General features: G+C 62.1%; 25 protein-coding genes and 2 tRNA genes. 16 read left to right on the plus strand and 11 right to left on the minus strand.

Annotated elements, in window-relative coordinates; translation table 11 throughout:
* Window positions 1–66: 66 nt before the first annotated feature.
* The 3 genes from MF6396_RS07915 to MF6396_RS07925 all read right to left on the minus strand — a co-directional run bounded on the left by MF6396_RS07915 (window position 67) and on the right by MF6396_RS07925 (window position 1474).
* Entirely contained in the window at window positions 67–288 is a 222-nt protein-coding gene (locus tag MF6396_RS07915; RefSeq protein ID WP_043864246.1) for an FmdB family zinc ribbon protein, read from the minus strand.
* A gap of 110 nt (window positions 289–398) precedes the next feature.
* On the minus strand, window positions 399–728 hold the full coding sequence (locus tag MF6396_RS07920; protein WP_054914974.1) for a ribbon-helix-helix domain-containing protein: 330 nt from the start codon (window positions 726–728) through the stop codon (window positions 399–401).
* Window positions 729–1003: 275 nt separating this feature from the next.
* Window positions 1004–1474, minus strand: a complete 471-nt coding sequence (locus tag MF6396_RS07925; protein ID WP_043864248.1) for a Dps family protein — start codon at window positions 1472–1474, stop codon at window positions 1004–1006.
* Window positions 1475–1777: 303 nt separating this feature from the next.
* On the opposite strand from MF6396_RS07925, the gene MF6396_RS29200 reads away from it, so the two are divergent.
* Window positions 1778–2365, plus strand: coding sequence for a cold-shock protein (locus tag MF6396_RS29200; protein ID WP_043864302.1), 588 nt, complete (start codon window positions 1778–1780; stop codon window positions 2363–2365).
* A 122-nt stretch (window positions 2366–2487) separates the two neighbouring features.
* Here MF6396_RS29200 and MF6396_RS07935 read toward each other — a convergent pair whose 3' ends face one another.
* On the minus strand, window positions 2488–2694 hold the full coding sequence (locus tag MF6396_RS07935; RefSeq protein WP_043864249.1) for a SlyX family protein: 207 nt from the start codon (window positions 2692–2694) through the stop codon (window positions 2488–2490).
* Window positions 2695–2697: 3 nt separating this feature from the next.
* Window positions 2698–3123 (minus strand): HIT domain-containing protein, encoded by a 426-nt coding sequence (locus MF6396_RS07940; protein ID WP_078480040.1) that lies wholly within the window; start codon window positions 3121–3123, stop codon window positions 2698–2700.
* Between the two features lie 771 nt (window positions 3124–3894).
* Between MF6396_RS07940 and MF6396_RS07945 the strand changes: the two genes are divergently transcribed.
* The 3 genes from MF6396_RS07945 to MF6396_RS07955 all read left to right on the plus strand — a co-directional run bounded on the left by MF6396_RS07945 (window position 3895) and on the right by MF6396_RS07955 (window position 8019).
* Entirely contained in the window at window positions 3895–5169 is a 1275-nt protein-coding gene (locus MF6396_RS07945) for an OprD family porin (RefSeq protein ID WP_078480041.1), read from the plus strand.
* 166 nt (window positions 5170–5335) lie between these two features.
* Window positions 5336–7051, plus strand: coding sequence for a proline--tRNA ligase (locus tag MF6396_RS07950; protein WP_078480042.1), 1716 nt, complete (start codon window positions 5336–5338; stop codon window positions 7049–7051).
* A gap of 20 nt (window positions 7052–7071) precedes the next feature.
* Window positions 7072–8019, plus strand: coding sequence for a hypothetical protein (locus tag MF6396_RS07955; RefSeq protein ID WP_078480043.1), 948 nt, complete (start codon window positions 7072–7074; stop codon window positions 8017–8019).
* A 45-nt stretch (window positions 8020–8064) separates the two neighbouring features.
* Here MF6396_RS07955 and dinB read toward each other — a convergent pair whose 3' ends face one another.
* Entirely contained in the window at window positions 8065–9129 is a 1065-nt protein-coding gene (dinB, locus tag MF6396_RS07960; RefSeq protein WP_043864254.1) for a DNA polymerase IV, read from the minus strand.
* A gap of 213 nt (window positions 9130–9342) precedes the next feature.
* On the opposite strand from dinB, the gene MF6396_RS07965 reads away from it, so the two are divergent.
* The 4 genes from MF6396_RS07965 to MF6396_RS07980 all read left to right on the plus strand — a co-directional run bounded on the left by MF6396_RS07965 (window position 9343) and on the right by MF6396_RS07980 (window position 13787).
* A tRNA-Met gene (locus MF6396_RS07965) sits at window positions 9343–9419 on the plus strand.
* Window positions 9420–9551: 132 nt separating this feature from the next.
* Window positions 9552–9628: transfer RNA gene (locus MF6396_RS07970), tRNA-Met, on the plus strand.
* A gap of 224 nt (window positions 9629–9852) precedes the next feature.
* Window positions 9853–12495 carry a bifunctional lysylphosphatidylglycerol flippase/synthetase MprF gene (gene mprF / locus MF6396_RS07975; RefSeq protein WP_078480044.1) on the plus strand — a complete coding sequence of 881 codons (2643 nt, stop codon included), beginning with the start codon at window positions 9853–9855 and terminating at the stop codon, window positions 12493–12495.
* Window positions 12495–13787, plus strand: a complete 1293-nt coding sequence (locus tag MF6396_RS07980) for a virulence factor family protein (protein ID WP_078480045.1) — start codon at window positions 12495–12497, stop codon at window positions 13785–13787. Before mprF ends, MF6396_RS07980 begins: the two co-directional genes overlap by 1 nt.
* 74 nt (window positions 13788–13861) lie before the next feature.
* Here MF6396_RS07980 and MF6396_RS07985 read toward each other — a convergent pair whose 3' ends face one another.
* Window positions 13862–15760, minus strand: coding sequence for a potassium transporter Kup (locus MF6396_RS07985; RefSeq protein WP_058541506.1), 1899 nt, complete (start codon window positions 15758–15760; stop codon window positions 13862–13864).
* 267 nt (window positions 15761–16027) lie between these two features.
* Here MF6396_RS07985 and rimO point away from each other — a divergent pair, with 267 nt between their 5' ends.
* From rimO to tsaA, 5 genes are all read left to right on the plus strand, one after another.
* Window positions 16028–17365 carry a 30S ribosomal protein S12 methylthiotransferase RimO gene (rimO, locus tag MF6396_RS07990; protein WP_058541505.1) on the plus strand — a complete coding sequence of 446 codons (1338 nt, stop codon included), beginning with the start codon at window positions 16028–16030 and terminating at the stop codon, window positions 17363–17365.
* 89 nt (window positions 17366–17454) lie between these two features.
* Window positions 17455–17922 (plus strand): acetyltransferase, encoded by a 468-nt coding sequence (locus MF6396_RS07995; protein WP_043864259.1) that lies wholly within the window; start codon window positions 17455–17457, stop codon window positions 17920–17922.
* 130 nt (window positions 17923–18052) lie between these two features.
* Window positions 18053–18763: an rRNA pseudouridine synthase gene (locus MF6396_RS08000; protein ID WP_043864303.1), complete on the plus strand. Its 711-nt coding sequence runs from the start codon at window positions 18053–18055 to the stop codon at window positions 18761–18763.
* A 41-nt stretch (window positions 18764–18804) separates the two neighbouring features.
* Window positions 18805–19266: a DUF1456 family protein gene (locus MF6396_RS08005; RefSeq protein ID WP_043864260.1), complete on the plus strand. Its 462-nt coding sequence runs from the start codon at window positions 18805–18807 to the stop codon at window positions 19264–19266.
* 7 nt (window positions 19267–19273) lie between these two features.
* A complete protein-coding gene (tsaA, locus tag MF6396_RS08010; protein WP_043864304.1) occupies window positions 19274–19969 on the plus strand; it encodes a tRNA (N6-threonylcarbamoyladenosine(37)-N6)-methyltransferase TrmO in 696 nt (231 codons plus the stop codon).
* Window positions 19970–20083: 114 nt separating this feature from the next.
* Here the strand turns inward: tsaA and fpr are convergent, their stop codons facing one another.
* Window positions 20084–20863, minus strand: coding sequence for a ferredoxin-NADP reductase (gene fpr, locus MF6396_RS08015; RefSeq protein ID WP_043864261.1), 780 nt, complete (start codon window positions 20861–20863; stop codon window positions 20084–20086).
* Between the two features lie 121 nt (window positions 20864–20984).
* Between fpr and MF6396_RS08020 the strand changes: the two genes are divergently transcribed.
* A complete protein-coding gene (locus MF6396_RS08020; protein WP_078480046.1) occupies window positions 20985–21911 on the plus strand; it encodes a LysR family transcriptional regulator in 927 nt (308 codons plus the stop codon).
* Here MF6396_RS08020 and MF6396_RS08025 read toward each other — a convergent pair.
* The 3 genes from MF6396_RS08025 to MF6396_RS08035 all read right to left on the minus strand — a co-directional run bounded on the left by MF6396_RS08025 (window position 21908) and on the right by MF6396_RS08035 (window position 23973).
* On the minus strand, window positions 21908–22270 hold the full coding sequence (locus MF6396_RS08025) for a diacylglycerol kinase (protein WP_054914977.1): 363 nt from the start codon (window positions 22268–22270) through the stop codon (window positions 21908–21910). The two genes, MF6396_RS08020 and MF6396_RS08025, sit on opposite strands and share 4 nt — an antisense overlap.
* 77 nt (window positions 22271–22347) lie before the next feature.
* Window positions 22348–22998 carry a response regulator transcription factor ErdR gene (gene erdR, locus MF6396_RS08030; protein ID WP_043864264.1) on the minus strand — a complete coding sequence of 217 codons (651 nt, stop codon included), beginning with the start codon at window positions 22996–22998 and terminating at the stop codon, window positions 22348–22350.
* A 264-nt stretch (window positions 22999–23262) separates the two neighbouring features.
* A complete protein-coding gene (locus tag MF6396_RS08035) occupies window positions 23263–23973 on the minus strand; it encodes a tRNA-uridine aminocarboxypropyltransferase (protein WP_043864265.1) in 711 nt (236 codons plus the stop codon).
* A 246-nt stretch (window positions 23974–24219) separates the two neighbouring features.
* Here MF6396_RS08035 and MF6396_RS08040 point away from each other — a divergent pair, with 246 nt between their 5' ends.
* Both MF6396_RS08040 and MF6396_RS08045 read left to right on the plus strand, forming a co-directional pair.
* Entirely contained in the window at window positions 24220–24639 is a 420-nt protein-coding gene (locus MF6396_RS08040) for a quorum-sensing-regulated virulence factor family protein (RefSeq protein ID WP_043864266.1), read from the plus strand.
* Window positions 24640–24984: 345 nt separating this feature from the next.
* Entirely contained in the window at window positions 24985–26103 is a 1119-nt protein-coding gene (locus tag MF6396_RS08045; protein WP_078480047.1) for an LOG family protein, read from the plus strand.
* The last annotated feature ends 13 nt before the right edge of the window (window positions 26104–26116 follow it).

Here is a 26116-nt window from a genome sequence, read left to right on the forward strand (position 1 = left end):
ATTCGGGTGTGGGCCTTGCCGGCCCCAGGGGGCCCATAGTGCAAGACCCTGGCAGTACAGTTCAACTCAGTCGGCCTTGTCGGCGCCCGCCAGGTTCTTTTTGGTGCCGGTCTTGAAGTCGGTTTCATACCAGCCGGTGCCGCCCAGGCGGAAGCCCGGGGCAGAAATCAGCTTCTTCAGGGCAGGTGCCTGGCAGGCCGGGCAATCGGTCAGCGGCGCTGCGCTGATCTTCTGCAGAACTTCCATCTGGTGGCTGCAGGAACCGCATTGATAGTCGTACAGGGGCATTGGCGTATCTCGTTGACCACTGCGCGGGCCGCGCCACGCAGCAAAAAGCGGGATTATATATGGTTAACCGGGGCTGTGCAGCCCGCCCGCCGTGCCAGCGCACGAATGGTTCAGGGCTTGGCGCCGCCCCCCAGCACGTAGACCACGCAGATCACCCGCACCAAGCCGCTGAAATTCTTGACGCCGCCGTGGCGAAGGTGGACTTCGCGGTCCACATGGGACAGCACCGCATTGACCGTACACCGGTTGGCGGCGGCAATGCGCTCGAGGATTTTCCAGTAGACCTCTTCCAGGCGCAAGCAGGTGGCGAAGCCGTTGAGTCGCACCGAACGCGACAGCGGGCGCGCCAGGCCCATATTGAAATCTGCCTGAAAAGGATCACCAGGGGCCATACGAAGTTGCTCGGCGGTGCATGCACGTTCATTCACGACTCGCGACATATTCATCCCACGCATTGACTGACAGGAAGTTCATCACCGGGATACTTGCTATCCAGGTACCTGCCTATGAAGCGCTGTTCATCGTATTGCAACCAGCAGACCGCGAGCCTGCGCAGCGTAGGAATAACCTTTTAGTTGAGTTCATGTACCACACCTGCTGAAACTGTTCCACGCCGGCCGCAGCACGCAGGAAGTACCCATTAAAAAAGCCCGATTCCTCTAAAGAAAAATCGGGCTTGCGTCTTTCAACAGGCGCCTTTACAGGCGCCGAACACTCACTTGGCCAACAGCGAGCGCAGCATCCAGGCAGTCTTTTCATGGGCCTGCATGCGCTGGGTCAACAGGTCGGCGGTCGGCTCGTCGCTGACTTTGTCCAGCAACGGGAACAGGCTACGCGCGGTACGCACCACGGCTTCCTGGCCATCGACCAGTTGCTTGATCATCTCTTCGGCCGCCGGCACACCTGGCTCCTCCTTGATCGAGGACAACTTGGCGTAGGTGGAATAAGTACCCGGCGCCGGGAAGCCCAGTGCACGAATCCGCTCGGCGATGGCATCGACTGCCAGGGCCAGTTCGTTGTACTGGCCTTCGAACATCAAGTGCAGTGTATTGAACATCGGCCCGGTCACGTTCCAGTGGAAGTTATGGGTCTTCAAGTACAGTACATATGTATCCGATAACAGATGCGACAAGCCGTCAACAATGGACTTGCGATCTTCTTCACTGATACCAATATCAATTGCCATGTACATTTCCTTCCTGTGATGTCAGTTCAACATGCTGGAAGCACTGTACCAAGAGTTGCGCGTGCCTGCAGCTCCGATTGCCGGTCTGGCGTGCGACACAGGGCTGCAGCCGCGCGGCCCGTTTGGCCCGCTGATTTGAGAAGCACCCGGCTTTGCTGTTAAATAGGCACTGTGCCGTCATTGCGCATTTTTTGTGCAATGGCGCATAGGCTGCAGCCACGCTTTGGCGCCTCATCGGTAACCGCGCACCGTGGGTTCAGCTCTTCCTGTGATATGCCTGAATAAAATGTGAGCCAAACCACCATGTTCAAGATCGTTCACCTGTTGACGGGCGCAGCTGCCTTGCTGCTGTCCCTGATTCCTAGCCTGAGGGGCGAAGCTGTCCCTTTCCTGCAACAACCCGATGCCATCTACCTGGCGCTGTTCGGGCTGCTCAACCTGATCCTGGTGCCTGTGCTGCCAATGCACTACCGCGGCGCGCGCCAGTACCTGCAACACACTGCCAGCGCGCTGCTGGTGCTTGCAGTGGTATTGCAAGCGGTCACTGTGCTGCTGCGCCCGGAGCTGGGCAATGTCGCGGCCATGGTCTGCGCCCTGCTGGCCGTGCTGCTGCATCTGGTGGCGGGCCTGGCCAAGGTTGGCCGTGCGCGCAGCCAGGCACCTGCCTACGACATGAGCAACCGCGACACGGGCACCGTGAAGTGGTTCAACACGTCCAAGGGCTTTGGATTCATTTCGCGGGATTCCGGCGATGACATCTTCGTGCACTTCCGGGCCATTCGTGGCGAGGGTCACCGGGTGCTGGTGGAGGGTCAGCGCGTGGAGTTTTCGGTGATGAACCGGGACAAGGGCCTGCAGGCCGAGGATGTGATTGCGGCACCGCGTCGCTGATCCTAGCGTGAAGAACCGCGACGGCCACTCGGCCGATCGCGGTTTTTTTACGCCTACTCACCCGCCCTGCTCTGCTGTCGATCTGCACTGAGCCTTTAGGCCCGCTGCGCGAGGCGCATGCATCAATAGTGCGGGGGCGGCGCTTCTTCCTCGTTGGACTCGTACTGCCCCACCATCTCCTCATAACGCTTGAGCAGCGCGCCCATCTGCAGCTGCAGCCGTTCAACCACCCGCTGCTGCTCCACCAACACATCGTTCAGCGCCAGCAGCGTATCGTCCTGAAATGCCAGACGACTCTCCAACTCGGTTACCCGTGCTTCCAGGGTCATGATTCAAGCCTCGATCGGTTGAAGATAATCACCAAGCTCACGCTCGACGATGCGGCGCACATGAGCCAGCGCCTCGGCTGTATAAACCAGCGCCGGCACGCGCCCCCACACCGGGCCAGGCCATGCCACATCGCTCTGGCGTCGCACGATCACATGCATGTGCAACTGGCTCACGACGTTGCCCAGGGTCGCGACATTCATCTTGTCGGCATCGAACAGCCCGTCGAGCAACTTGGCCAGCAACGTGGTCTCTTGCCAGAGTTGCTGCTGCGCCTCTTCATCAAGTTCGAATACTTCGCTGACAGCAGGACGCCGCGGCACCAGAATGAACCACGGATAGTTAGCATCCTTACTAAGTAACAAGCGACAAAGAGGAAAGTCCCCCAACGCAATCGTGTCTTGTTGCAAACGTGAATCAAGAGCAAACACAGAACAATCTCCTCGCACCTTTCAATCCCGATACCTGCACCCGGCAGGTGATTGACGCAAGGATACTCCCGATTGGAGTCACAGGCATGAGTACATGGCGCTCCATCCCGGGGCAGGCAGACCACACTGCACGCAGGAGGTCCGCTCACGCCGGTAACAAAACGCTACTTTTCGCACCAAAATAGCGCCTCGCGAACACAATCAGCACCGCCTCCTACCGAAAACTACTCACTTGTCCTACAAGCCGGTAACGTTTTGACTTCAAAGTCGATTTTTTGCTTATTCCGCGACGGCATCGACCCTCAAACCAAAAGATCTGTACACCCCCGGTTTTCGGGCACCACGCGCCCTTCGGCCAACGAAATGTGAAAATTTCATCAACACACAGCGCAATTGAGCACGCTTGTTGCATTCATCTCTGCCCAACGTCGGCATGGCGCCTGCATAAGCAAGCCAAGTGCGACAAATAACAACAGCTGCAAGGGCAACCAGGGAGTTTTGGCATCAAAGGCTTGGCGTGATTGCACTGCCTTTGCTGCTCTGCGAAACAGCGCTGTAGTTGAACGCACCGGTCATGCCGGGGCGTAATTTGCGACAGGGATTTAACCGTTTGCGACGGGACCATAAAGTTAATGAAAGGTTCCTTTCGCAAGTATCGCCAACGACAGTCAGCGTGATATACATTTCGCCGACTCAAAAAAGAAAGAGCCGCCCCATAAAAAAACCAGGGGGCAAGGCCGTAATCTTCCAAAACCAAAGGAGCAAATCACGATGCGCGTGATGAAGTGGAGCATAATCGCCCTGGCCGTAGCGGCAGGCACCTCGCAGCTGGCCATGGCGTCTTCTCAGGATGAATCCAAGGGGTTTGTAGAAGACAGCAGCTTGAACGTCAAACTTCGCAACCTGTACTTCAGCCGTGACTACCGCAACGTCCCCAACACCGCGCAGAGCCGCGCTGCAGAGTGGGGCCAAGGCTTCATCGGCACCTTCGAGTCGGGCTTCACCCAAGGCACCATCGGCGTCGGCGTCGACGCAATCGGCATGCTGGGTCTGAAACTGGACGGCGGCAAGGGCACTGCCGGCACCGGCCTGTTCCCGACCGGCTCCGACGAACGCTCGCAGGACGACTACTCCAAAGGCGGCGCAGCCATCAAGTTCCGGATTTCCGACACCGTCCTGAAAGTGGGTGACCAGTTCACCTCGCTGCCAGTGCTGGCCACCGACGACAGCCGCCTGCTGCCTGAAATGGCCCAGGGCGCGTTGATCACCAGCAACGAAATCAAAGGGCTGACGCTCAACGCCGGTCGCTTCACCAGCATCACCGCACAAGACCAGACCAACCGTGACGGCGGCATCCACCTGACCAAGGCCGACGTACTGGGCGGCACCTACGCGTTCAGCGACGAGCTCAGCACCAGCCTCTACTACTCCAAGGTCGAAGACTACTGGCGCAAATACTACGCCAACGTGAACTGGAGCCTGCCGATCAACGACGAGCAGGGCCTGGTGTTCGACTTCAACTTCTACAACACCAAGAGCACCGGCGCCGCGCTGGAAAAAGCCTACGACGGCGACAAGATCGACAGCCGTGCATTCAGCCTGTCCGCCGCCTACACCATCGGCGCGCACACCTTCACCCTGGCGCACCAGCGCATCAGCGGCGACGGCGGCTACGCCTACGGCGTCGACGGCGGCGGTACCGTGTTCCTGGCCAACTCGGTGGCACGTTCGGACTTCAACTCCGAAGACGAGAAATCCTGGCAGGCTCGCTACGACATCAACATGGCCACCTTCGGCGTACCGGGCCTGAGCTTCATGACCCGCTACATCCGTGGTACCGATGCCAACGTTTCCTCCGGCAACAACGGCAAAGAGTGGGAACGCGACATCGAAGCCAAGTACGTACTGCAGGAAGGCCCGGCCAAAGACCTGAGCTTCCGCGTTCGCCAGGCCACCTACCGCTCCAGCGATGCGGTGTACAACAACTCGTCGCCTTCGATCGACGAACTGCGCCTGATCGTCGAGTACCCGCTGAGCATCCTGTAAGCCTTCCGGCTCACGGACCCCAGCTCGAAAAAGCCCGGCCCTGCCGGGCTTTTTCTTTTGTGTTGATGCACTTGGCGCAGTTTCCCGCGCCACCATCCTATACGTCACCGAATCGCCCCCGTACAATGCGGGGTCATTTCAGTTAAGCAACCGACAACGGCCTACCATGCGCACCAGTCAATATTTGCTCGCCACACAGAAAGAAACCCCTTCCGACGCGGTCGTCATCAGCCACCAGCTCATGCTGCGTGCCGGCATGATCCGCAAGCTCGCATCCGGCCTTTATACCTGGCTGCCGATGGGCCTTCGCGTGATGCGCAAGGTCGAAGCCGTGGTACGCGAGGAAATGAACGCCGCAGGCGCCCTGGAAGTGCTGATGCCGGCCATTCAGCCCGCTGAACTGTGGCAGGAGTCCGGCCGCTGGGAGCAGTACGGCCCCGAGCTGCTGCGCTTGAAGGACCGCCATGGTCGCGAGTTCTGCGTGGGGCCTACCCACGAAGAGGTCATCACCGATCTCGCGCGCAACGAGCTGAGCAGCTATAAACAGCTGCCACTGAACATGTACCAGATCCAGACCAAGTTCCGCGACGAGATCCGTCCGCGCTTCGGCCTGATGCGCGGTCGCGAGTTCATCATGAAGGATGCCTACTCCTTCCATGCCGACCAGGCGTCCCTGCAACAAACCTATGACCGCATGCACCAGGCGTACTGCAATGTGTTCACCCGCCTGGGCCTGGATTTCCGCCCCGTGCAGGCCGACACCGGCCCGATCGGTGGCAGCTGGTCCCACGAATTCCACGTGCTGGCCGAGTCCGGTGAAGACGACGTGATCTTCAGCGACAGCTCCGACTACGCCGCCAACATCGAGAAGGCCGAAGCGATCCCGCGGGAAACCGTGCGCCCTGCCCCCACCGAGGAGCTGCGCCTGGTCGATACCCCGGACGCGAAAACCATCGCCGCCCTGGTCGAAAACTACGGCGTGCCGATCGAGCGCACCGTCAAGACCCTGATCGTGCATGCCGCCGAAGAAGGCAAGCTGATTGCCCTGATCGTCCGTGGCGACCACGAACTCAACGAAATCAAGGCTGCCAACCTGCCACAGGTGGCCAGCCCGCTGGTGATGGCCAGCGACGCCGAACTGCGCGACGCCATCGGCGCCGGCGCCGGCTCCCTGGGCCCGCTGAACCTGCCGCTGCCGTGCATCATCGACCGTTCCGTGGCCTTCATGAGCGACTTCGGCATCGGTGCCAACATCGACGACAAGCACTACTTCGGCGTGAACTGGGAGCGCGACCTGCCCGTACCGGAAATCGCCGACCTGCGCAACGTGGTAGCCGGCGACCCGAGCCCGGACGGCAAGGGTACGCTGATGATCAAGCGCGGCATCGAAGTCGGGCACATCTTCCAGCTGGGCACCAAGTACAGTGAAGCACTCAAGTGCCAGGTGCTGGGCGAGAACGGCAAGCCGGTGACCCTGGCCATGGGCTGCTACGGCATTGGTGTTTCGCGCGTGGTTGCCGCTGCCATCGAGCAGAACTACGACGACAAGGGCATCATCTGGAGCGATAGCCTCGCGCCATTCCAGATCGCCCTGGTACCGCTGCGCTACGAAACCGCCGAAGTGCGCGAAGCCACCGACAAGCTCTACGCCGAACTGACCGCCGCCGGTTTCGAAGTGCTGCTGGACGACCGTGACAAGAAAACCAGCCCGGGGATCAAATTCGCCGACATGGAACTGATCGGCATCCCGCACCGCATCGTGGTCAGCGACCGGGGCCTGGCCGAAGGCAACCTGGAATACAAGTACCGCAAGGACAGCGAGGCCCAGGCCTTGCCCGTGGCCGAGGTGCTGTCGTTCCTGCAAGCCCGTATTCGTCGCTGATAGCCAACACAAGAGTAGCCATGTTCAAGCGAATCACCTTCGGAGGCGCCGCCCTGTGCGGCGCCGTGCTGCTCAGCGGCTGCGCCAACCAGATGTCCCAGCGCAGCGAGCATGAGGAGCGGATCGAGCGCAAGCTGCTCGAGCACAGCCTGCAGATCGATGTCGGAGAGCCCAAGGTACTCGAGCTGCCGCAACGGCGCGTGCGCGTTCACGAACAGAAGAACTTCGAAGTCACCGAATTCGAAGTGACCCGTCGTTATGATCGCTACACGCCCTACCAACCCTGGCGCGAAATCTACGAGATCCCGCTGGGCGCAGTGGCCGTGGTTGCCGGTATCGGCGCCAATGTGGTCAATGTGTTCGCACTGGGCAACCTGCCCGACAGCGTGACCCATGACTGGCTCAGCTATGGCGTGGCCGGGCTCAACCCGTTCATGAACGTGCAGTCCAACGGCCGCGCACAACAGAACCTGGCCAGTATCAGCGAAGTGCAGAAGGACAAACGCCAGGAGTACACCAGCCTGCCGTGGGGCGAACGCCCGGTCGAGGTCAAGGCTGGCAAGCTCACCCACGAGCTGACCACCGACCGCAATGGTGTGTTGCGCCTGAACCTGCTCGACAGCCCGTTCACCGAACAGAACCTGACCCAGGTGGGCACCTTGCACCTGGCCGTGGCCGATGAAGAAAACAACGTGCGTGCCGCCGCCAGCCTGCTGCTCAGCCCAACGCTGCGCGGCAAACTGGTCGAAGCCCATGAGCTGATCTACGACGACCTTGAAGACGACGAGGTGAGCGAGTGGGTGCACCGGGTCAAGCGCTTGTCCGAACTGGGCCTGGAAGAGGAAGCCAGCGAGCTGGAACAGAGCCTGATCGAGCTGACCCGCAATGATCCGGAGCTGCAACAGGAGTTTCTCAAGGCGCTGACCAGGGATGCCGGCCGCCTGGTGGCAGACCCCGGCGCGAAGTAGCTCCAGCACCATGAACGCCAGGCATCGACCACGATGCCTGGCGTTTCACTCGGGCGTGAACAGCTCCAGCTGAACATGCGCCCCGCGCAAGTCGTGCAACCGCACGCCAATTCCCAGCAACCTGACCGGCTTGGCGCCACGCGCGAAAGCCTGGCTGAGCAGTTGCCGGTAGCTTTCAAGATCACGCCCCGCCCCCGCCTGCTCCAGGGTGGTCTGGGTGAAGTCATGGAACTTGACCTTGACGAACGGCTTGCCCGGCCGGTAACTGTCGTCGATCCGGGCCATGCGACCGCCCAGCGATTCCAGCAGTTCAGGCAGTTTTTCAAGGCAGCTGGCCAGGTCCGGCAGGTCGCTGTCGTAGGTGTTCTCGACGCTCACCGACTGGCGCCGGCTGTCGTTGTGCACCACCCGCTCGTCAATGCCGCGCGCCAGCCCGTAAAGACGCTCGCCGAAACTGCCGAACTCGCGGACCAGGGCCAGGCGGTCCCACTCGCGCAGATCCTTGCAATCGACAATGCCCAGGCGCCCCAGCTTGTCAGCCGTGACCTTGCCAACCCCATGCAGCTTGGTCACTGGCAAGCAGGCGACGAAGTCTTGCACCTGTGCCGGGGTAATCACGAACAAGCCGTTGGGTTTGCGCCAGTCACTGGCAATCTTGGCCAGGAACTTGTTGGGCGCCACCCCCGCCGATACCGTGATGTGCAGGCGCTGGGACACCCGCCGGCGAATGTCGTCGGCAATGCGCGTGGCACTGCCGGAAAACTTCGGGCTGTCGGATACGTCCAGATAGGCTTCATCCAGCGACAATGGCTCGATCAGCTCGGTGTACTCGCGGAAGATGTTGTGAATCTCCCGCGAGGCTTCCTTATAGGCATCCATGCGCGGCTTGACGATGGTCAGGTCGGGGCACAGCTTCAACGCGTGGTGCGACGACATCGCAGAGCGTACGCCAAAGGCCCGCGCTTCGTAGTTGCAGGTAGCAATCACCCCGCGCCGGTCGGCCGAACCACCCACGGCCAGAGGCTTGCCGGCCAGCCGCGGGTCGTCGCGCATCTCGATGGCTGCGTAGAAACAGTCGCAATCGATGTGGATGATCTTGCGTTGGGACATGGATGACCGTTAACACCGTTGATTCGTACGCGCAGTATCTCACTCGTCACCACCGGCTGCACCCTGCACCCGTCACCCCGGGCAAATGCCCTGCAGCCCCCGCCTTAGCGCGCCCGCAGCCAGATCACAAACGCTAAGCAATTGAACAAAAAAGGATTTCTGGATTTTAGCGGTTGACACGTTCTGAGATATCTGTAGAATCCACTCCACAGACGCGGGATGGAGCAGTCTGGTAGCTCGTCGGGCTCATAACCCGAAGGTCGTCGGTTCAAATCCGGCTCCCGCAACCAAACATCAGAGAAGGCCACTTGAAAAAGTGGCCTTTTTTGTTGGGCGCTGTTTGGCCCATAGCAGGTTTTTGTTGTAAATCAACAATTAAGCATTGACAGCATCTCCATACGCTGTAGAATCCGCCCCACAGACGCGGGATGGAGCAGTCTGGTAGCTCGTCGGGCTCATAACCCGAAGGTCGTCGGTTCAAATCCGGCTCCCGCAACCAAACAACAGAAAAGGCCACTTTGAAAAAAGTGGCCTTTTTTGCGTCTGGCGAAAAGTACCTTCCCCTCCTCTCCATGCCCTTGCGGCAGCATGAAACTTCTTTAACTATCCTGATGGGCGCGGATCGGCATGATCGCGAGTAAGATTCAGACATTATTTTTCCATAGGGATTGGTAACTTGGTCGGATACATCGTCCAGTCGCGCGCAATCCAAAAAGGTGATTGATGCGCCCACAAACGCCCGAAGCAGAAACCCCTGTTAGCGCCGCCCAGCCCATCGCCCCGCATCGCCTGCGCTGGCTGGAACTGCTCAGCCGGTATCGTCAGCCGATCGGCCTGGCGGTCACCCTGCTACTGTTCGGCATCGCCCTGATTGCCTGTCGCCATCTGCTCAGCGAGCTGGATATCTATGCCCTGCACGATTCGCTGCTGAGTGTGCCCAAGCCCGCCCTGGCCGGTGCACTGCTGGCCACGGTCGCAGGCTTTGTCATCCTGCTGGGCTATGAATGGTCAGCCAGCCGTTATGCCGGGGTCCGGCTGCCTTCAGCCACCCTGACCATGGGCGGCTTCTGTGCATTCGCCATCGGCAACGCGATCGGGTTGTCGCTGCTGTCCGGCGGCTCGGTGCGTTACCGGTTGTACGCCCGCCACGGCATAGGCGGTGCCGAAGTAGCCCGCATGACGCTGTTTGCCAGCCTGTCGCTGGGCTGCGCGCTGCCGCCGCTGGCAGCGCTGGCCACCCTGAGCAACCTGCCCGCCGCGGCCATGGCGCTGCGCACGCCGGCCCCGGTACTGGCAGCCATCGCCGTCGCGGTACTGGGCCTGAGCATGGCCCTGGCCTACGGGCTGTACCGGCGTCGACTGCCGGAACAGCCGCTGGCCGACAACCTGCTGGTACGCATACGCCGACGCACACTGCGCCTGCCGGGCGCGCGCCTGACCTTGCTGCAGCTGCTGATCACCGCACTGGACGTGGCCGCCGCCGCCACGGTGCTGTACCTGCTGCTGCCCGAGGCTCCGCCCTTCGGTGCGTTCCTGCTGGTGTACCTGCTGGCCCTGGCTGCCGGTGTGCTCAGCCATGTGCCCGGCGGGGTCGGGGTCTTCGAGGCCATCCTGCTGGCCGCCTTCGCCGACCAGCTGGGGGCAGCGCCACTTGCCGCTGCGCTGCTGCTGTACCGCCTGATCTATGTCGTGCTGCCGCTGCTGGTGGCCTGCGTGGTCCTGCTGGCCAGCGAAGCCAAGCGCTTTCTGTTCGCGCGCCAGGCCATGAAGGTGGCCTCCGGGCTTGCCGCACCGGTACTGGCGATTCTGGTGTTCCTGTCGGGCGTGGTGCTGTTGTTCTCCGGGGCCACGCCTGAAATCGACACGCGCCTGGAGCACCTGGGTTTCCTGGTGCCGCACCGCTTGATCGATGCCTCGCACTTCGGCGCCAGCCTGATCGGCGTGCTGTGCCTGCTGCTGGCCCAGGGCCTGCGGCGGCGCCTGTCGGCAGCCTGGATACTCACCACCGTGCTGCTGCTGGTCGGCGCCCTGCTGTCGCTGCTAAAGGGCTTCGACTGGGAAGAGGCCAGCCTGCTGACGTTTACCGCCTGCCTGCTGGCAGTGTTCCGCGGTTCGTTCTACCGGCCCAGCCGACTGCTCGAGCTGCCCTTCTCGCCGGTCTACGTGGTGGCCAGTGCCTGCGTGATCGGCGCGTCGGTGTGGCTGCTGCTGTTCGCCTACCAGGACGTGCCCTACAGCCACCAGCTGTGGTGGCAGTTCACCCTGGACGCCGATGCCCCGCGCGGGCTGCGCTCATTGCTCGGTAGCGCGGTACTGCTGGTGATCGTTGCACTGACCTGGCTGCTGCGTACCGCACGCCCGACCATCCACCTGCCTACAGGTGACGAGCTGCAACGGGCCAACCGCATCCTGCAGAGCTCCGACCAGCCCGATGGCGGCCTGGCGCTGACCGGCGACAAGGCGTTGCTGTTCCACCCTCAGGATGACGCCTTCCTGATGTACGCCCGCCGCGGGCGCAGCCTGGTGGCGCTGTACGACCCGATCGGCCCGGCCCAGCGCCGCGCCGAGATGATCTGGCAGTTTCGCGACCTGTGCGATATCCATCACGCTCGACCGGTGTTCTACCAGGTGCGTGCCGAGAACCTGCCCTTCTATATGGACATCGGCCTGACCGCGATCAAGCTGGGCGAAGAGGCCCGCGTGGACCTGCTGCGCTTCGACCTCGACGCCAAGGGCAAGGAGATGAAAGACCTGCGCTATACCTGGAACCGCGGCGGGCGCGACGGCCTGAGCCTGGAGATCCACGAGCCCGGGCAAGCCCCGCTCGAGGAATTGAAGGTGATTTCCGATGCCTGGCTCGAAGGCAAGAACGTGCGCGAAAAAGGCTTTTCGCTGGGCCGCTTCAGCGCAGAGTACCTGCAGCACTTCCGCATCGCGCTGATTCGCTTCCAGGGCCAGCCGGTGGCCTTTGCCAACCTGCTCGAAACCCACAGCCGCGAGCTGGCCAGCCTGGACCTGATGCGCGCGCACCCGCAAGCACCAAAGCTGACCATGGAGTTTCTGATGATCGGCCTGATCCAACACTACAAGACGCATGGATATGCGCGCTTCAGCCTCGGCATGGTGCCGTTGTCCGGGCTGCAGCCGCGTCGCGGCGCACCTCTGACCCAGCGCCTGGGCTCGATGGTGTTCCAGCGCGGCGAGCAACTGTACAACTTCCAGGGCCTGCGCCGCTTCAAAGACAAGTTCCAGCCTGACTGGGAACCCCGTTACATGGCCGTACCCGCCGGGCTCGATCCCCTGGTGGCCCTGGCCGATACCGCCGCCCTGATTGCAGGCGGCCTGACCGGATTGGTGAAACGCTGATGATTCGACGCTACTGGCTTCATGTACTGGCCGCCCTGGTGCTGGCCCTGCTCGCGGCGGCCCTGGGCTTCTGGCTGTGGGCCCGCCCTGCCCCGCAACCGCACCTTGAACATTTGACCCTGGCCGATGGCAGCAGCCTGGTGCGGGTTACCCCAAGCACGCGAGGCAAGGACCTGGTGGCCGTGGCCGTGCCGCAGGACCAGGCCCTGAGCGACAAGCAACTGATCGACCTGAGCCAGAGTGCCCGCGCCCAGCTGGTACAGGTGATCCTGCCGCCGAGCGACTGCAACCTGCAGCAGCAGGCGCTGCAGCAGGCCTTGCAACAGTTGCAGGGCACGCCGACGCTGGTTGCCGGCATCGGCCCGGGAGCCGGGCTGGCCTGGAGCTGGCTGGCCGGGCAGACCAACGACAAGGCCCAGGCCATCTCCGTGGGGTTCAGCATCGAGCAGCCCGGCTGCAGCGCCGCGCTGCCCAAGTCGGCCGCCCATGGTCACTGGAACGTGGCCTGGAACGACAACCCGGATGACGCCAGCGCCGCCTTCGTGCGCGACCAGGCCAATGCACAGACCAGCATCAGCGATTACGACATCCACCTGCCCCAGGTGCTCAAGGCCCAGCTGACCCAGGCCCTGCTGGGCGTGGATGGCAATGCATTGAGCATTCCGGTGGTGGAGGTACCGGCCGGCCAGACCACCGACACCGTGACGCTGTTCCTGTCCGGCGATGGCGGCTGGCGCGACCTTGACCGCGACGTGGCGGGCGAGATGGCCAAGCTGGGCTACCCGGTGGTGGGCATCGATACCCTGCGCTACTACTGGCAGCACAAGACACCGGAGCAGAGCGCAGTCGACCTGTCCGAGCTGATGCAGCACTACCGCCAGAAGTGGGGCACCAAACGCTTCGTACTGACCGGCTATTCATTCGGTGCCGACGTGCTGCCGGCGATCTACAACCGCTTGCCACCCGAAGACCAGAAGCGCATCGATGCGGTGATTCTGCTGGCGTTCGCGCGCAGTGGCAGTTTCGAGATCGAGGTCGAGGGCTGGCTGGGCAATGCCGGCAAAGAGGCGCCAACCGGGCCTGAGATGTCCAGGATGCCGCCGAGCAAGGTGCTGTGCATCTATGGTGAAGAAGAAGCCGATGAAAGCGGCTGCACCGACCATACCGCCGTGGGTGAGCGCGTGAAGCTGCCCGGCGGGCACCACTTCGACGAAAACTACCCGGCCCTGGCCAAACGCCTGATCAGCGAGATCGAAACGCGCCAGGGAAAGTCCAGCGTCGCTGAACAGTAGAAGCCTCGCCGGCAAGGCCGGCTCCTGCAACGGATCGCATCCTGCAGGAGCCGCCTTGGCGGCGAAAGGCCCCGCTAGATCTCCACCTGCGTACCCAGCTCGATCACCCGGTTCAATGGCAGGTTGAAGAACCTCAGGTTGCCGTTGGCATTCTTCAGCAGGAAGGCAAACAGCACCCCACGCCAGCGCGACATGCCCACCAGCTTGGATGCGATCACCGTCTCGCGGCTGAGGAAGTAGGTGGTGCGCATGGGGCTGAAATCCAGCTCGTCCAGGTGACACAGCTTCAACGCCGCCGGCACGTCCGGCTCGTCCATGAAGCCGAAATGCAGGATCACCCGGTAGAACCCCTCGCCATACCCCTCCACCTCGAAACGCCGCTGTGGCGGTACCCGCGGTGAATCCTCGTTGACCACGGTGAGCAACACCACCTGGCGGTGCAGCACCTGGTTGTGCAGCATGTTGTGCAGCAGCGCATGGGGCACCGCGTCCGAACGTGCGGTCAGGAACACCGCCGTACCTTCCACACGGTGCGGCGGCTGCACGCGGATGCTGGCGATGAACACCGGCAATGGCAACGCGCCCTCATCCAGGCGCTCCACCAGGATCTGCTTGCCGCGCTTCCAGGTGGTCATCAGGATGAACAGCGCAATCCCTGCCAGCACCGGGAATGCCCCACCCTGCAGCACCTTGGGCACGTTGGCGGCAAAGAACAGCCCGTCGACGAACAGAAAGCCCAGCAGTACCGGTACCGCCAGCAGCGGTGGCCACTTCCACAGCAGCAACATCACCGCCGACACCAGGATGGTGGTGATCAGCATGGTCCCGGTTACCGCGACGCCATAGGCCGACGCCAGCGCGCCGGAGGACTCGAAGCCCAGCACCAGCAGGATCACCCCGACCATCAGCGACCAGTTGACCGCCCCGATGTAGATCTGCCCCTGCTCGTCGCTGGAGGTGTGCTGGATCTGCATGCGCGGCACATAACCAAGCTGGATGGCCTGGCGGGTGAGGGAGAAGGCCCCGGAAATCACCGCCTGGGAAGCGATCACGGTGGCCAGGGTGGCCAGCCCGACCAGCGGCACCAGCGCCCAGCCGGGGGCCAGCAGGTAGAACGGGTTGCGTGCCGCTTCGGGGTTCTCCAGCAGCAATGCGCCCTGACCGAAATAGTTGAGCACCAGCGCCGGCAGCACCAGCGCGAACCAGGCCCGCGCGATCGGTTTGCGGCCAAAATGCCCCATGTCGGCGTACAAGGCCTCGGCCCCGGTCAGCGCCAGCACCACGGCGCCCAGAATCGCCACGCCCATGCCGGGGTGGACGATGAAGAAGCGCACGGCCCAGATCGGGTTGAGCGCCTGCAGCACTTCGGGGCGCTGGATGATGCCGTGCACGCCCAGGGCCGCCAGCACCACGAACCAGGCCACCATCACCGGCCCGAACAGAATGCCGATGCGCGCGGTACCGTGCTTCTGGATCAGAAACAGCGCCACCAGCACGACCAGCGCCACCGGTATCACCCAGTGATCGATGCCATCGAACGCCAGTTGCATGCCTTCGACCGCCGACAGCACCGAAATCGCCGGGGTGATCATGCTGTCGCCATAGAACAGCGCCGCACCGAACAAGCCGAACACCACCAGCAGCGCACGCAACCTGGGATAAGGTGCAGCCGCTCGTCGGGCCAGTGCGGTCAGGGCCATGATGCCACCCTCCCCCTGGTTGTCCGCGCGCAGGATGAACAGCACGTACTTGATCGACACCACCCAGATCAGCGACCACAGGATCAACGCCAGGATGCCCAGCACACCATCATGGTTGACCGGCACCCCGTAGCCGCCGGAGAAGACTTCCTTGAGGGTATACAAGGGGCTGGTACCGATATCGCCGTATACCACCCCGACTGCCGCCACCAGCAGGCTCAGCGGCTTTGCCGCCGTATGCCCGGCATTGGCCTGACTGCTTGCCTGAACCATCAACCACTCCCGCAACCAAGACCCAGAGGCCGGCGAAATTCGCGCCAGGCGCTATCATTTTTGCAACCCGTCGCAGCGTGCCGAACGCAGCGCTGAACGACGCGGGAGCGATGGCGCGAAGCATAGCGCAGCGTTCGTCGCATTTCTGCTAGTCAAGCGCGTTGTGCCTCGCTAGAATTGCGCACTTTTTGATCAGAGGCGCCCCAAAGCGCCCGTCAGGGCTGCCACCTTCGCGTGCCAAGCAGCCCCTCTACACCGAGGTTAACCATGTCCACCACCGCCACGCCCACCACGCCAAAGGTCGGCTTCGTTTCCCTGGGTTGCCCCAAAGCCCTGGTCGATTCCGAGCGCATCCTGACCCAGCTGCGCATGGAAGGCTATGAAGTCGTGCCCACCTACGAGGATGCCGACGTGGTGGTGGTCAACACCTGTGGCTTCATCGACTCGGCCAAGGCCGAATCGCTGGAAGTGATCGGCGAGGCCATCAAGGAAAACGGCAAGGTCATCGTTACCGGCTGCATGGGTGTCGACGCCAACAACATTCGCGACGTGCACCCCAGCGTGTTGTCGGTGTCCGGGCCGCAGCAGTACGAGCAGGTGGTCAACGCCGTGCACGAAGTGGTGCCACCACGTCAGGACCACAATCCGCTGATCGATCTGGTGCCGCCCCAGGGTGTCAAGCTGACCCCGCGTCACTACGCCTACCTGAAGATTTCCGAAGGCTGCAACCACACCTGCAGCTTCTGCATCATTCCGTCGATGCGTGGCAAGCTGGTCAGCCGCCCGGTGGGCGAGGTGCTGAGCGAGGCCGAGCGCCTGGTCAAGGCCGGCGTCAAGGAGCTGCTGGTGATCTCCCAGGACACCAGCGCCTACGGCGTCGACGTCAAGTACAAGACCGACTTCTGGAACGGCCGGCCGGTCAAGACGCGCATGCTCGAGCTGTGCGAAGCGCTCAGCAGCCTGGGCGTGTGGGTGCGCCTGCACTATGTGTACCCGTACCCGAACGTCGATGACGTGATCCCGCTGATGGCCGCCGGCAAGCTGCTGCCGTACCTGGACATCCCGTTCCAGCACGCCAGCCCCAAGGTGCTCAAGTCGATGAAGCGCCCTGCCTTCGAAGACAAGACCCTGGCACGCATCAAGAAATGGCGCGAACAGTGCCCGGAGCTGATCATCCGCTCCACCTTCATCGTCGGCTTCCCCGGCGAGACCGAGGAAGACTTCCAGTACCTGCTCGACTGGCTCACCGAAGCCCAGCTCGACCGCGTCGGCTGCTTCCAGTACTCGCCCGTCGAAGGCGCACCGGCCAACGACCTGGACCTGCCCGTGGTTCCTGATGACGTCAAGCAGGACCGCTGGGATCGCTTCATGGCCCACCAGCAGGCCATCAGCAGCGCACGCCTGCAACTGCGCATCGGCAAGCGCATCGAAGTGCTGATCGACGAAGTGGAGGAGCAGGGCTCGGTGGGCCGCAGCTTCTTCGACGCCCCGGAGATCGACGGCAATGTGTTCATCGACGGCGACCACGGCTTCAAGCCGGGGGACAAGGTCTGGTGCGTCGTCACCGATGCCGACGAATACGACCTGTGGGCCGAGCCTGTCTGACGCTTTGCGGCCTGGAAAAGCCCTGCCATCATGGCGGGGCTTTTTATTGGACTATCGTATCCAGTACGGACACCCCAGGAGACCCTGAGATGCGCGCGCATTCCACCGTGCAAACCCCTAGCCCCCACGACTACCCTCGCCTGCTGCAGGTATGGGAAGCCTCGGTACGTGCCACCCACGATTTTCTCCCCGACAGCTACATCGTGCTGCTGCGTGAACTGGTGCCCAAGTACCTGGATGCAGTGATGCTGATCTGCTGCAAGGACAGCCAGCAACGCATCACCGGCTTTGCCGGTGTAGCGGCCGGGCGTGTCGAAATGCTGTTCGTCGACCCGCAGTATCGCGGTCAGGGCATCGGCAAGCAGTTGCTGCGGCATGCCATCAATGAGCTGAACGCCGATGAGCTCGACGTCAACGAGCAGAATCCCCAGGCCATCGGCTTCTATGCCAGCCAAGGCTTCGAAGTCATCGGGCGCTCGGAAAAGGACGGCATGGGCAAACCCTACCCCCTGCTTCACCTCAGGCTAGGTCGTACACAGTCTGCGAGCACGGGCTGAAGGACGCTGTAAGGCCGATCCGAAAATCATCCCCTCACGGCATTAATAGCCGCCCGGCACGAATGTAGCCGGGCCTTCGCTCGCCCGGGCGGTTACAATGGGCGCCTTTCCCTGTGCCACGGCCGCCGTCATGTCTGAACCCATTCGTCTTTCCAAACGCCTTATCGAACTGGTCGGCTGCTCCCGACGGGAGGCCGAACTCTATATCGAAGGCGGTTGGGTGACCGTTGACGGCAACGTCGTCGACGAGCCACAGCTCAAGGTCGACGGCCAGGTCGTCGCCCTGCTGCCGGGCGCCAAGGCCGAAGCCCTGGAACCGGTAACCCTGCTGCTGCACCAGGCCGCCGACCAGGACAGCGAAAGCGCTCGCCTGAGCATGACCCCGGCCACCTTGTCCGAGGCCCACGCCGAAGGGCATCGCCCGCTCAAGGGCCACTTTGCCCGGCTGACCTGCGTCGCCGAGCTGCAACAGGGCGCCAGCGGCCTGCAGGTGTACAGCCAGGACTGGCGTGCCGTGCGCAAGGTCACCTCGGACCTGGCCAAGCTGGAGCAGGAGTATGTGGTCGAGGTCAGCGGCGAGATGGTTGCCCATGGCCTCGAACGCCTTAACCGCGGTTTCACCTGGAAGGGCCAGGAACTGCCCCGCATCAAGGCCAGCTGGCAGAACGAGACGCGCCTGCGCATGGTGCTGAAAAACCCGGCGCCGGGGCTGATCGAGCTGCTGTGCCGCAGTGTCGGTGTCAGCGTGGTCAGCATGCGCCGTATCCGCCTGGGCGGCGTGGCCATGAGCAAGCTGCCGCTGGGCCAGTGGCGCTACCTGTCCAGCAAAGAAAAATTCTAGGCCTCGCCACTCGGGCGTTGCCACTTGATCAGGATTGTCCAATGATTCACAACGATGTGCTGCGCAGCCTGCGCTACATGCTGGATATCAGCGATGCCAAACTGGCAGAGATCACCCGCATCAACGGTTTTGACGTCAGCGATGCCGACATTGCCAGCTACCTGAAAAAAGACGAGGAAGAAGGCTTCGTGCGCTGCCCGGACGAGGTCATCGCGCATTTTCTCGATGGCCTGGTGGTGTTCAAGCGTGGTCGTGACGAGAGCCGCCCGCCTCTGCCGGTCGAACTGCCGGTCACCAACAACATCATCCTGAAAAAACTGCGGGTGGCCTTCGAGCTAAAGGAAGACGACCTGCATGCCATTCTCAAGGCGGCGGATTTTTCGGTATCCAAGCCTGAACTCAGCGCCCTGTTCCGCAAGGTCGGCAACAGCAACTACCGCCCCTGTGGCGACCAGTTGCTGCGCAACTTCCTCAAGGGCCTGACCCTGCGAGTGCGTGGCTGATTCGATCATGGCCTACAGTGTCGAGCCGGTCGGCTACGTGCGCTCCTGCTTCAAGGAGAAATTCGCCATCCCGCGCCAGCCGCAGCTGGCTCCGGCTGCGCGCGGGGTGCTGGAGCTGGTATCGCCTTTCGATCAGGGGGAAGCGGTTGCCGGGCTAGAGCAGGTCAGCCACGTGTGGCTGCTGTTCCTGTTTCATCAGGCCCTGGAAGAGAAGCCGCGCCTGAAGGTGCGCCCGCCGCGCCTGGGCGGCAACACGTCGATGGGCGTGTTCGCCACCCGCGCCACCCACCGGCCAAACGGCATCGGGCAGTCGGTGGTGAAGCTGGAGGGCGTCGAGGCCGGGCGACTGCTGCTGTCGGGCATCGACCTGCTGGACGGCACGCCGGTCATCGATATCAAGCCCTATGTACCCTATGCCGACAGCGTAGCCGGGGCGGTCAATCACATGGCCAGCGCCCCGCCTGCGCCGATCACGGTGCAATGGAGCGACTCGGCACTGCAGCAGGCCCATGCGCATGCGCTGCGTCTCGCAGAGCCGTTGGTGGAGCTGATAGAACAATGCCTGGCACAGGATCCACGCCCGGCCTATCAGGTGCCCCCGGTCGAGCGCGTGTACGGGGTCGGGTTCTGGGACGTGCAGGTACGCTGGCACTACCCTCAGCTGGATACGATCCGGGTGCTGGAGGTGGTGCGCGAGGCGTAGGGCAGGCGCCCGCAAGGCCGCAGGAACGCTGGCCGCGCCGGCGAATGCCGCACCACAAATCCCGGGCAAAAAAAACGCAGACCACGGTCTGCGTTTTTTATTGGTACTGCCTGCTTACTTCTCGACGAACGCACGCTCGATCAGATAGTCACCTGGCTCGCGCATGCGCGCGGAGACTTTCAGGCCGAAGCTGTTCAGGACTTCGCTGGTTTCATCCAGCATGCTCGGGCTACCGCAGATCATCGCACGATCGTCCTGCGGGTTGATCGGCGGCAGGCCGATGTCGCTGAACAGTTTGCCGCTGCGCATCAGGTCAGTCAGGCGTCCCTGGTTCTCGAACGGCTCGCGGGTGACGGTGGGGTAGTAGATCAGTTTTTCACGCAGCGCCTCGCCGAAGAACTCGTTCTGCGGCAGGTGCTCGGTGATGAACTCGCGATAGGCCACTTCGTTGACGTAGCGCACACCGTGGACCAGGATCACTTTCTCGAAGCGCTCGTAGGTTTCCGGGTCCTGGATGACGCTCATGAACGGTGCCAGGCCAGTGCCGGTGCTCAGCAGGTACAGGTGCTTGCCCGGGTTCAGGTCATCCAGCACCAGGGTGCCGGTAGGCTTCTTGCTGATGATGATCTCGTCGCCTTCCTTCAGGTGCTGCAACTGCGAGGTCAGCGGGCCGTCCGGCACCTTGATGCTAAAGAACTCCAGATGCTCTTCCCAGTTAGGGCTGGCGATCGAATAGGCGCGCATGAGCGGGCGGCCGTTAGGCTGTTGCAGGCCGATCATCACGAACTGACCGTTCTCGAAGCGCAGGCCCGGGTCGCGGGTGCACTTGAAGCTGAACAGGGTGTCGTTCCAGTGATGAACACTGAGGACACGTTCGTGGTTCATGTTGCTCATGTACGGGGGCTCCTGAAAAATAACGCAGCGCTGACCGTGAGCGCGATTGCGCGATAGTTTAGTGCGAGCGACAATATCTGTTAAATGAATTATCAAGATATGTCTTATCGGTTATATAGATATGCGATTTACACTGCGTCAACTTCAGGTCTTCGTGGCCGTCGCGCAACACCAGAGCGTCTCCCGTGCGGCCGGGATACTGGCGCTGTCGCAGTCGGCTGCGAGCACCTCCATCACCGAGCTTGAACGGCAATCCAGCTGTCAGCTGTTCGATCGTGCCGGCAAGCGCCTGAGCCTCAATGCACTGGGGCACCAGCTGCTGCCCCAGGCCGTGGCCCTGCTCGACCAGACCAAGGAAATCGAGGACCTGCTCAACGGCAAGTCCGGCTTCGGCTCTCTGGCAGTGGGCGCCACACTGACCATCGGCAACTACCTGGCCACCTTGCTGATCGGCAGCTTCATGCAGGTTCACCCGGAGAGCCAGGTCAAACTGCATGTACAGAACACCGCCCATATCGTGCATCAGGTCGCGCACTATGAAATTGATCTGGGTCTTATAGAAGGCGATTGCAACCACCCCGACCTGGAGGTTCAGCCCTGGGTCGAGGACGAACTGGTGGTGTTCTGCGCGCCGCAGCACCCCTTGGCGCTCAAGGGTCGCGCCAGCCTTGAGGAACTGACCCATGAAGCCTGGATTCTGCGCGAGCAGGGTTCAGGCACGCGCCTGACCTTTGACCAGGCGATGCGCCACCATCGCTCGACACTCAACATCCGCCTGGAGCTGGAGCATACCGAAGCGATCAAACGCGCGGTGGAATCAGGGCTCGGGATCGGCTGCATTTCACGTCTGGCGCTGCGCGATGCGTTTCGTCGCGGCAGCCTGGTGGCGGTGGAAACCCCCGACCTGGACCTGGCGCGGCAGTTCTACTTCATCTGGCACAAGCAGAAGTACCAGACCTCGGCGATGCGCGAGTTTCTGGAGTTGTGCCGCAACTTTACCGCCGGGGTACGACGCAGCGACGAAATCGTGCTGCCGCACATTGCCTAGAGCAGAATCACCGCCCACACCACCGCCACGATGCTCAACGCCACGAACTGGGCAGCACTGCCCATGTCCTTGGCGTTCTTGGACAACGGGTGGCGGTCCAGGGAAATACGATCGATCGCGGCTTCCACGGCAGAGTTGAGCAGCTCGACGATCAGCCCCAGCAGGCACACCGCGATCAGGATCGCGCGTTCGGCACGGCTTACATCCAGCCAGAAGGCGACCGGGATCAGCACCACGTTGAGCAGCACCAACTGACGAAACGCCGCTTCGCCGGTAAAGGCGGCGCGCAGGCCGTCGAACGAATAGCCGGCGGCGTTGAATACTCGTTTAAGGCCGGTCTGGCCCTTGAAAGGCGACATAGAAAGCCACTTGAACCCAATGAGGAGCGGTGCAGGCTAGTGCACGCCGAGTCAAAAAAGCGTGAAGGCCAGTGGCCTTAACTCGTTGAAACCGATTCCAATTGTTGCAGCAACAACGCGGCCTGGGTGCGCGTACGCACGCCCAGCTTGCGGAAGATCGCGGTGACGTGGGCCTTGATGGTGGCCTCCGACACGCTCAGCTCATAGGCAATCTGCTTGTTCAGCAGGCCTTCGCACACCATGGTCAACACGCGGAATTGCTGTGGGGTAAGGCTGGCCAGGCCCTCGCTGGCGGCCTTGGCTTCAGCGGACACATCGATCTTCTCGAAGGCTTGCGGCGGCCACCAGACATCGCCGTCGAGCACTTTCTTGACCGCGTCCTGAATCTGCTCCAGCGGGCTGGATTTTGGGATAAAGCCGCTGGCACCGAATTCTCGGGACTTTACCACCACGGCCGCCTCTTCCTGGGCCGAGACCATCACCACCGGGATTTGCGGATACTGACCGCGCAGCAGCACCAGCCCCGAGAAACCATAGGCACCGGGCATGTTCAGGTCCAGCAGCACCAGGTCCCAGTCGTTTTTCTCGGCCAGGCGGGTTTCCAGTTCGGCGATGCTTGCCACCTCAACCAGTCGAACGTCCGGACCAAGGCCCAGGGTAACGGCCTGGCGCAGCGCACTGCGAAACAGCGGGTGGTCATCGGCAATCAGGATTTCGTATGTGGCCATCGATCTAATGATCCTGTTCTGTGCAGGCGCAGCCAGCGTGGGGGCGCCTGGCGGGGCAGCTCAAGGGCATCGGGCGGCAGTGCCGGAAGCCAAAAAGGCACGTCGGGGCCAGGAAAACAGCATTCAAGCCTTCGTCGTGCCCGAATCGGCGCCAAGGATGCCGAGCCCGGACCGGGTGGTCAAGTTCAAAGCCCGGTGGTTGTCTCGTAGCCCATGGCGCCAGTGCACACATTATGAAGCAAAGTGGCGTACTTGCCCCTTGAACTATAGGAAGGGCCGCAGTTTTTGGTGCACGGCATCGTCTTCATCCAGCACAAGCCTGTTCTTGGCGCCCAGATAATGGGTGCTGAATACGTCCAGATAGGCATCCAGTGCCTGCGAGGCCTGCTGGTCATCGGCCAGCTCCAGACACATGGCTGCCACTTCAGCGGTACAGAAATGGTCGTCGCGCCGGGAGCGGCGCAATGTGTAGCGCGAGATCTGTTCAGGCTGCAGATTGAGCACCGGGAACCGTTCCAGGTACGGGCTTTTGCGAAACATCTTGCGGGCTTCGGGCCACGTGGCATCCAGCAGAATGAACAGCGGGCGCTTGCCCGACGCTGGGGCGACGCTGCTGACCACTCGCTCCGGCGCCACGAATTCACCCGGGAAAACGATGTAGGGCTGCCACTGTGGATCATCGAGCAGCGCCTGCAATTGTGCATCCACCGCCTTGCGTTCCCAGGCAAACGCCGTGGTGTCACCGATCACGTCGGCAATCAGCCAGCCCGTGTTCGTAGGCTTGAGTGGTTCGGTGTCATGCATGAGCAGGCAAATGCCCGAGTGCGCCTGCACCCGCGGGCGCCAGGCACACAGACAGTATTCGGGGATTACCCGGCAGCCGGGACAGCGTGGCGCACGCGAGCCGCGCGCGACGAAGGGTTTGACACTGCGCGCCAGGCGCTCGGCGCGCAGGCGCGAGACGGCATGGCTCATGACAGGGCGCAACGGTGGCAATGGGGATGGCAATAAAGGCAGGGCACGACGCAGGCTCAGCGAGACTAAAACCCCGGCAGTTTACCAGAGCTAGCCTCCACTGGCCGTATTTGCCGTGCAGCGTTGCGCGCTACTCCCTTATAATCTCCAGCCTGTACAGACCTGCCAGTACTGCCATCGCGCCTGTGACGGAACACTGCGCGCAATGACCGGTCAAATCGCCAGTTATCGAACCAGGAGAGATTCATGCTGCGTTTCATTGCCCCATCCTTGAGCCTGTTGCTTGCCCTGCCGTTGGGCGCGCATGCCGTCTCCAAGCAAGAGTACGCCCTGAACCAGAAGCTTCAAGAAGTCGCCAAGGAAAGCAGCGTGGGTACCCCTCGGGCAATCAACGAAGACATCCTCGATCAGGGCTACACTGTCGAAGGCAACCAGTTGATCAACCACCTCAGCGTTCGCGCCGGCCATGCACAAAAAATGCAGCAAAACCCGGAAGTCATGCGCGGCCAACTGGGAGACAGCGTGTGCCGTAACACCGGCTTTCGCCAGTTGATGGACCGCGGTGCTGTGCTGACCTACCGTTTCACCGAGTACAAAACCAACCGCCCGGTGATCGACCAGTCGTTCAACAAGGCCAGTTGCGTTTCCGGGCAGAAGAAGAAGTAACCAGCGTTCTCTGTTGCGCCGCTGCTCGCCATCGGCGCGCAGCTCAGCGATCAAGGCCTGAATGTGACGCGTACTCTACGCACGGTCACTACAGGCCTTGTCACTTCAGGCCCCGGTTGTTGGCCTGTACTGCGCAGTTCGGGCCCGGCTTGTCCGCCCGGCTCCCACCTGAACATCATGTACAGCCCATTGCCTGCCGCGTCCTCGCGAGCCCACGTTCGACACCGGCATAACCCTGCGACAAGGTCTAGATTTATAGCCAGGACCTTTCACTTTGCGGACAAGCAGAGGGGCCTGACCGATGTGCGGCCAGGCCGAAGGTTTTGCTGCAAAAGGAGAAGTTGAATGCCGTACCAGACCAACGAATTGCTAGCCAACCATTTCAAGAACAATGCAATCGACCTGACCCACCTCGAACAACAGCTCAACCTGGTCGCCCCCAACAGCCCCAACCTGCCACTGTACCGGGACATGATGCTGACCGTGTTGCGCATGGCGCACGATGACAGCGACCGCTGGAGCGCCAAGATCACCCTGCAGGCACTGCGTGAACTCGACCACGCCTTCCGTGTGCTGCACCAGTACAAGGGGCGACGCAAGGTCACCGTGTTCGGCTCGGCACGCACCCCGATCGAACACCCCATGTATGCCCTGGCCCGCGAGTTGGGTGCGACCCTGGCGCGCTCGGACCTGATGGTGATCACCGGGGCCGGGGGCGGCATCATGGCTGCGGCTCACGAAGGCGCAGGCGTCGACAACTGCCTGGGCTTCAACATCACCCTGCCCTTCGAGCAGCACGCCAATGCCACGGTGGATGGAACGGACAAGTTGCTGCCGTTCCACTTCTTTTTCATTCGCAAGCTGTTCTTCGTCAAGGAAGCTGACGCGCTGGTACTGTGCCCGGGCGGTTTCGGCACCCTGGACGAGGCCCTGGAAGTGCTGACCCTGATCCAGACCGGCAAGAGTCCGCTGGTGCCGGTGGTACTGCTCGACTCACCGGGGGGGACCTTCTGGCAGGATGCACTGGACTTCATTACCCGCCAGCTGGAAGGCAATCGCTACATCCTGCCGAACGATCTGAAGCTGGTGCGCCTGGTGAACAACGCCGACGATGCGGTAGCGGAAATCAACCAGTTCTACAGCAACTACCACTCCAGCCGCTGGCTGAAGAACCAGTTCGTGATTCGCACACACCACCCGCTCAGCGAAGCGGCCCTGCTCGACATCCAGCAGTCCTTCGCCGACCTGCGCCTGAGTGGCGACTTCCATCAGCACGCCTATGCAGGCGAGGAGCATGACGAGGCACAGTTCAGCCACTTGTCACGCCTGGCTTTTGCCTTCAATGGACGCGATCAGGGCCGCCTACGCGAGCTGGTAGACTTCATCAACCGGTCGGAAAACTGGGCAAAGCCTCAGCACAATGAAGCCCCGCAACGGGCACGTGAACCCCTCAAGGTCACCTGAAAAGCCACACCGT

Source organism: Pseudomonas sp. MF6396, assembly GCF_002018915.1.
Taxonomy (GTDB): Bacteria; Pseudomonadota; Gammaproteobacteria; order Pseudomonadales; family Pseudomonadaceae; genus Aquipseudomonas; species Aquipseudomonas palmensis.

What these genes read in the sequence shown, in the direction of transcription:
- fpr (WP_043864261.1), bottom strand. Translation starts at nt 20,863, where the DNA reads ATGAGCAACATGAACCACGAACGTGTCCTCAGTGTTCATCACTGGAAC.
- MF6396_RS07955 (WP_078480043.1), top strand. Translation starts at nt 7,072, where the DNA reads ATGTTCAAGCGAATCACCTTCGGAGGCGCCGCCCTGTGCGGCGCCGTG.
- dinB (WP_043864254.1), bottom strand. Translation starts at nt 9,129, where the DNA reads ATGTCCCAACGCAAGATCATCCACATCGATTGCGACTGTTTCTACGCA.
- MF6396_RS07920 (WP_054914974.1), bottom strand. Translation starts at nt 728, where the DNA reads ATGTCGCGAGTCGTGAATGAACGTGCATGCACCGCCGAGCAACTTCGT.
- MF6396_RS29200 (WP_043864302.1), top strand. Translation starts at nt 1,778, where the DNA reads ATGTTCAAGATCGTTCACCTGTTGACGGGCGCAGCTGCCTTGCTGCTG.
- MF6396_RS08020 (WP_078480046.1), top strand. Translation starts at nt 20,985, where the DNA reads ATGCGATTTACACTGCGTCAACTTCAGGTCTTCGTGGCCGTCGCGCAA.
- MF6396_RS07980 (WP_078480045.1), top strand. Translation starts at nt 12,495, where the DNA reads ATGATTCGACGCTACTGGCTTCATGTACTGGCCGCCCTGGTGCTGGCC.
- erdR (WP_043864264.1), bottom strand. Translation starts at nt 22,998, where the DNA reads ATGGCCACATACGAAATCCTGATTGCCGATGACCACCCGCTGTTTCGC.
- MF6396_RS07950 (WP_078480042.1), top strand. Translation starts at nt 5,336, where the DNA reads ATGCGCACCAGTCAATATTTGCTCGCCACACAGAAAGAAACCCCTTCC.
- MF6396_RS08025 (WP_054914977.1), bottom strand. Translation starts at nt 22,270, where the DNA reads ATGTCGCCTTTCAAGGGCCAGACCGGCCTTAAACGAGTATTCAACGCC.
- MF6396_RS07935 (WP_043864249.1), bottom strand. Translation starts at nt 2,694, where the DNA reads ATGACCCTGGAAGCACGGGTAACCGAGTTGGAGAGTCGTCTGGCATTT.
- MF6396_RS07915 (WP_043864246.1), bottom strand. Translation starts at nt 288, where the DNA reads ATGCCCCTGTACGACTATCAATGCGGTTCCTGCAGCCACCAGATGGAA.
- mprF (WP_078480044.1), top strand. Translation starts at nt 9,853, where the DNA reads ATGCGCCCACAAACGCCCGAAGCAGAAACCCCTGTTAGCGCCGCCCAG.
- MF6396_RS08040 (WP_043864266.1), top strand. Translation starts at nt 24,220, where the DNA reads ATGCTGCGTTTCATTGCCCCATCCTTGAGCCTGTTGCTTGCCCTGCCG.
- tsaA (WP_043864304.1), top strand. Translation starts at nt 19,274, where the DNA reads ATGGCCTACAGTGTCGAGCCGGTCGGCTACGTGCGCTCCTGCTTCAAG.
- rimO (WP_058541505.1), top strand. Translation starts at nt 16,028, where the DNA reads ATGTCCACCACCGCCACGCCCACCACGCCAAAGGTCGGCTTCGTTTCC.
- MF6396_RS07995 (WP_043864259.1), top strand. Translation starts at nt 17,455, where the DNA reads ATGCGCGCGCATTCCACCGTGCAAACCCCTAGCCCCCACGACTACCCT.
- MF6396_RS07985 (WP_058541506.1), bottom strand. Translation starts at nt 15,760, where the DNA reads ATGGTTCAGGCAAGCAGTCAGGCCAATGCCGGGCATACGGCGGCAAAG.
- MF6396_RS08005 (WP_043864260.1), top strand. Translation starts at nt 18,805, where the DNA reads ATGATTCACAACGATGTGCTGCGCAGCCTGCGCTACATGCTGGATATC.
- MF6396_RS08035 (WP_043864265.1), bottom strand. Translation starts at nt 23,973, where the DNA reads ATGAGCCATGCCGTCTCGCGCCTGCGCGCCGAGCGCCTGGCGCGCAGT.
- MF6396_RS08045 (WP_078480047.1), top strand. Translation starts at nt 24,985, where the DNA reads ATGCCGTACCAGACCAACGAATTGCTAGCCAACCATTTCAAGAACAAT.
- MF6396_RS07925 (WP_043864248.1), bottom strand. Translation starts at nt 1,474, where the DNA reads ATGGCAATTGATATTGGTATCAGTGAAGAAGATCGCAAGTCCATTGTT.
- MF6396_RS08000 (WP_043864303.1), top strand. Translation starts at nt 18,053, where the DNA reads ATGTCTGAACCCATTCGTCTTTCCAAACGCCTTATCGAACTGGTCGGC.
- MF6396_RS07945 (WP_078480041.1), top strand. Translation starts at nt 3,895, where the DNA reads ATGCGCGTGATGAAGTGGAGCATAATCGCCCTGGCCGTAGCGGCAGGC.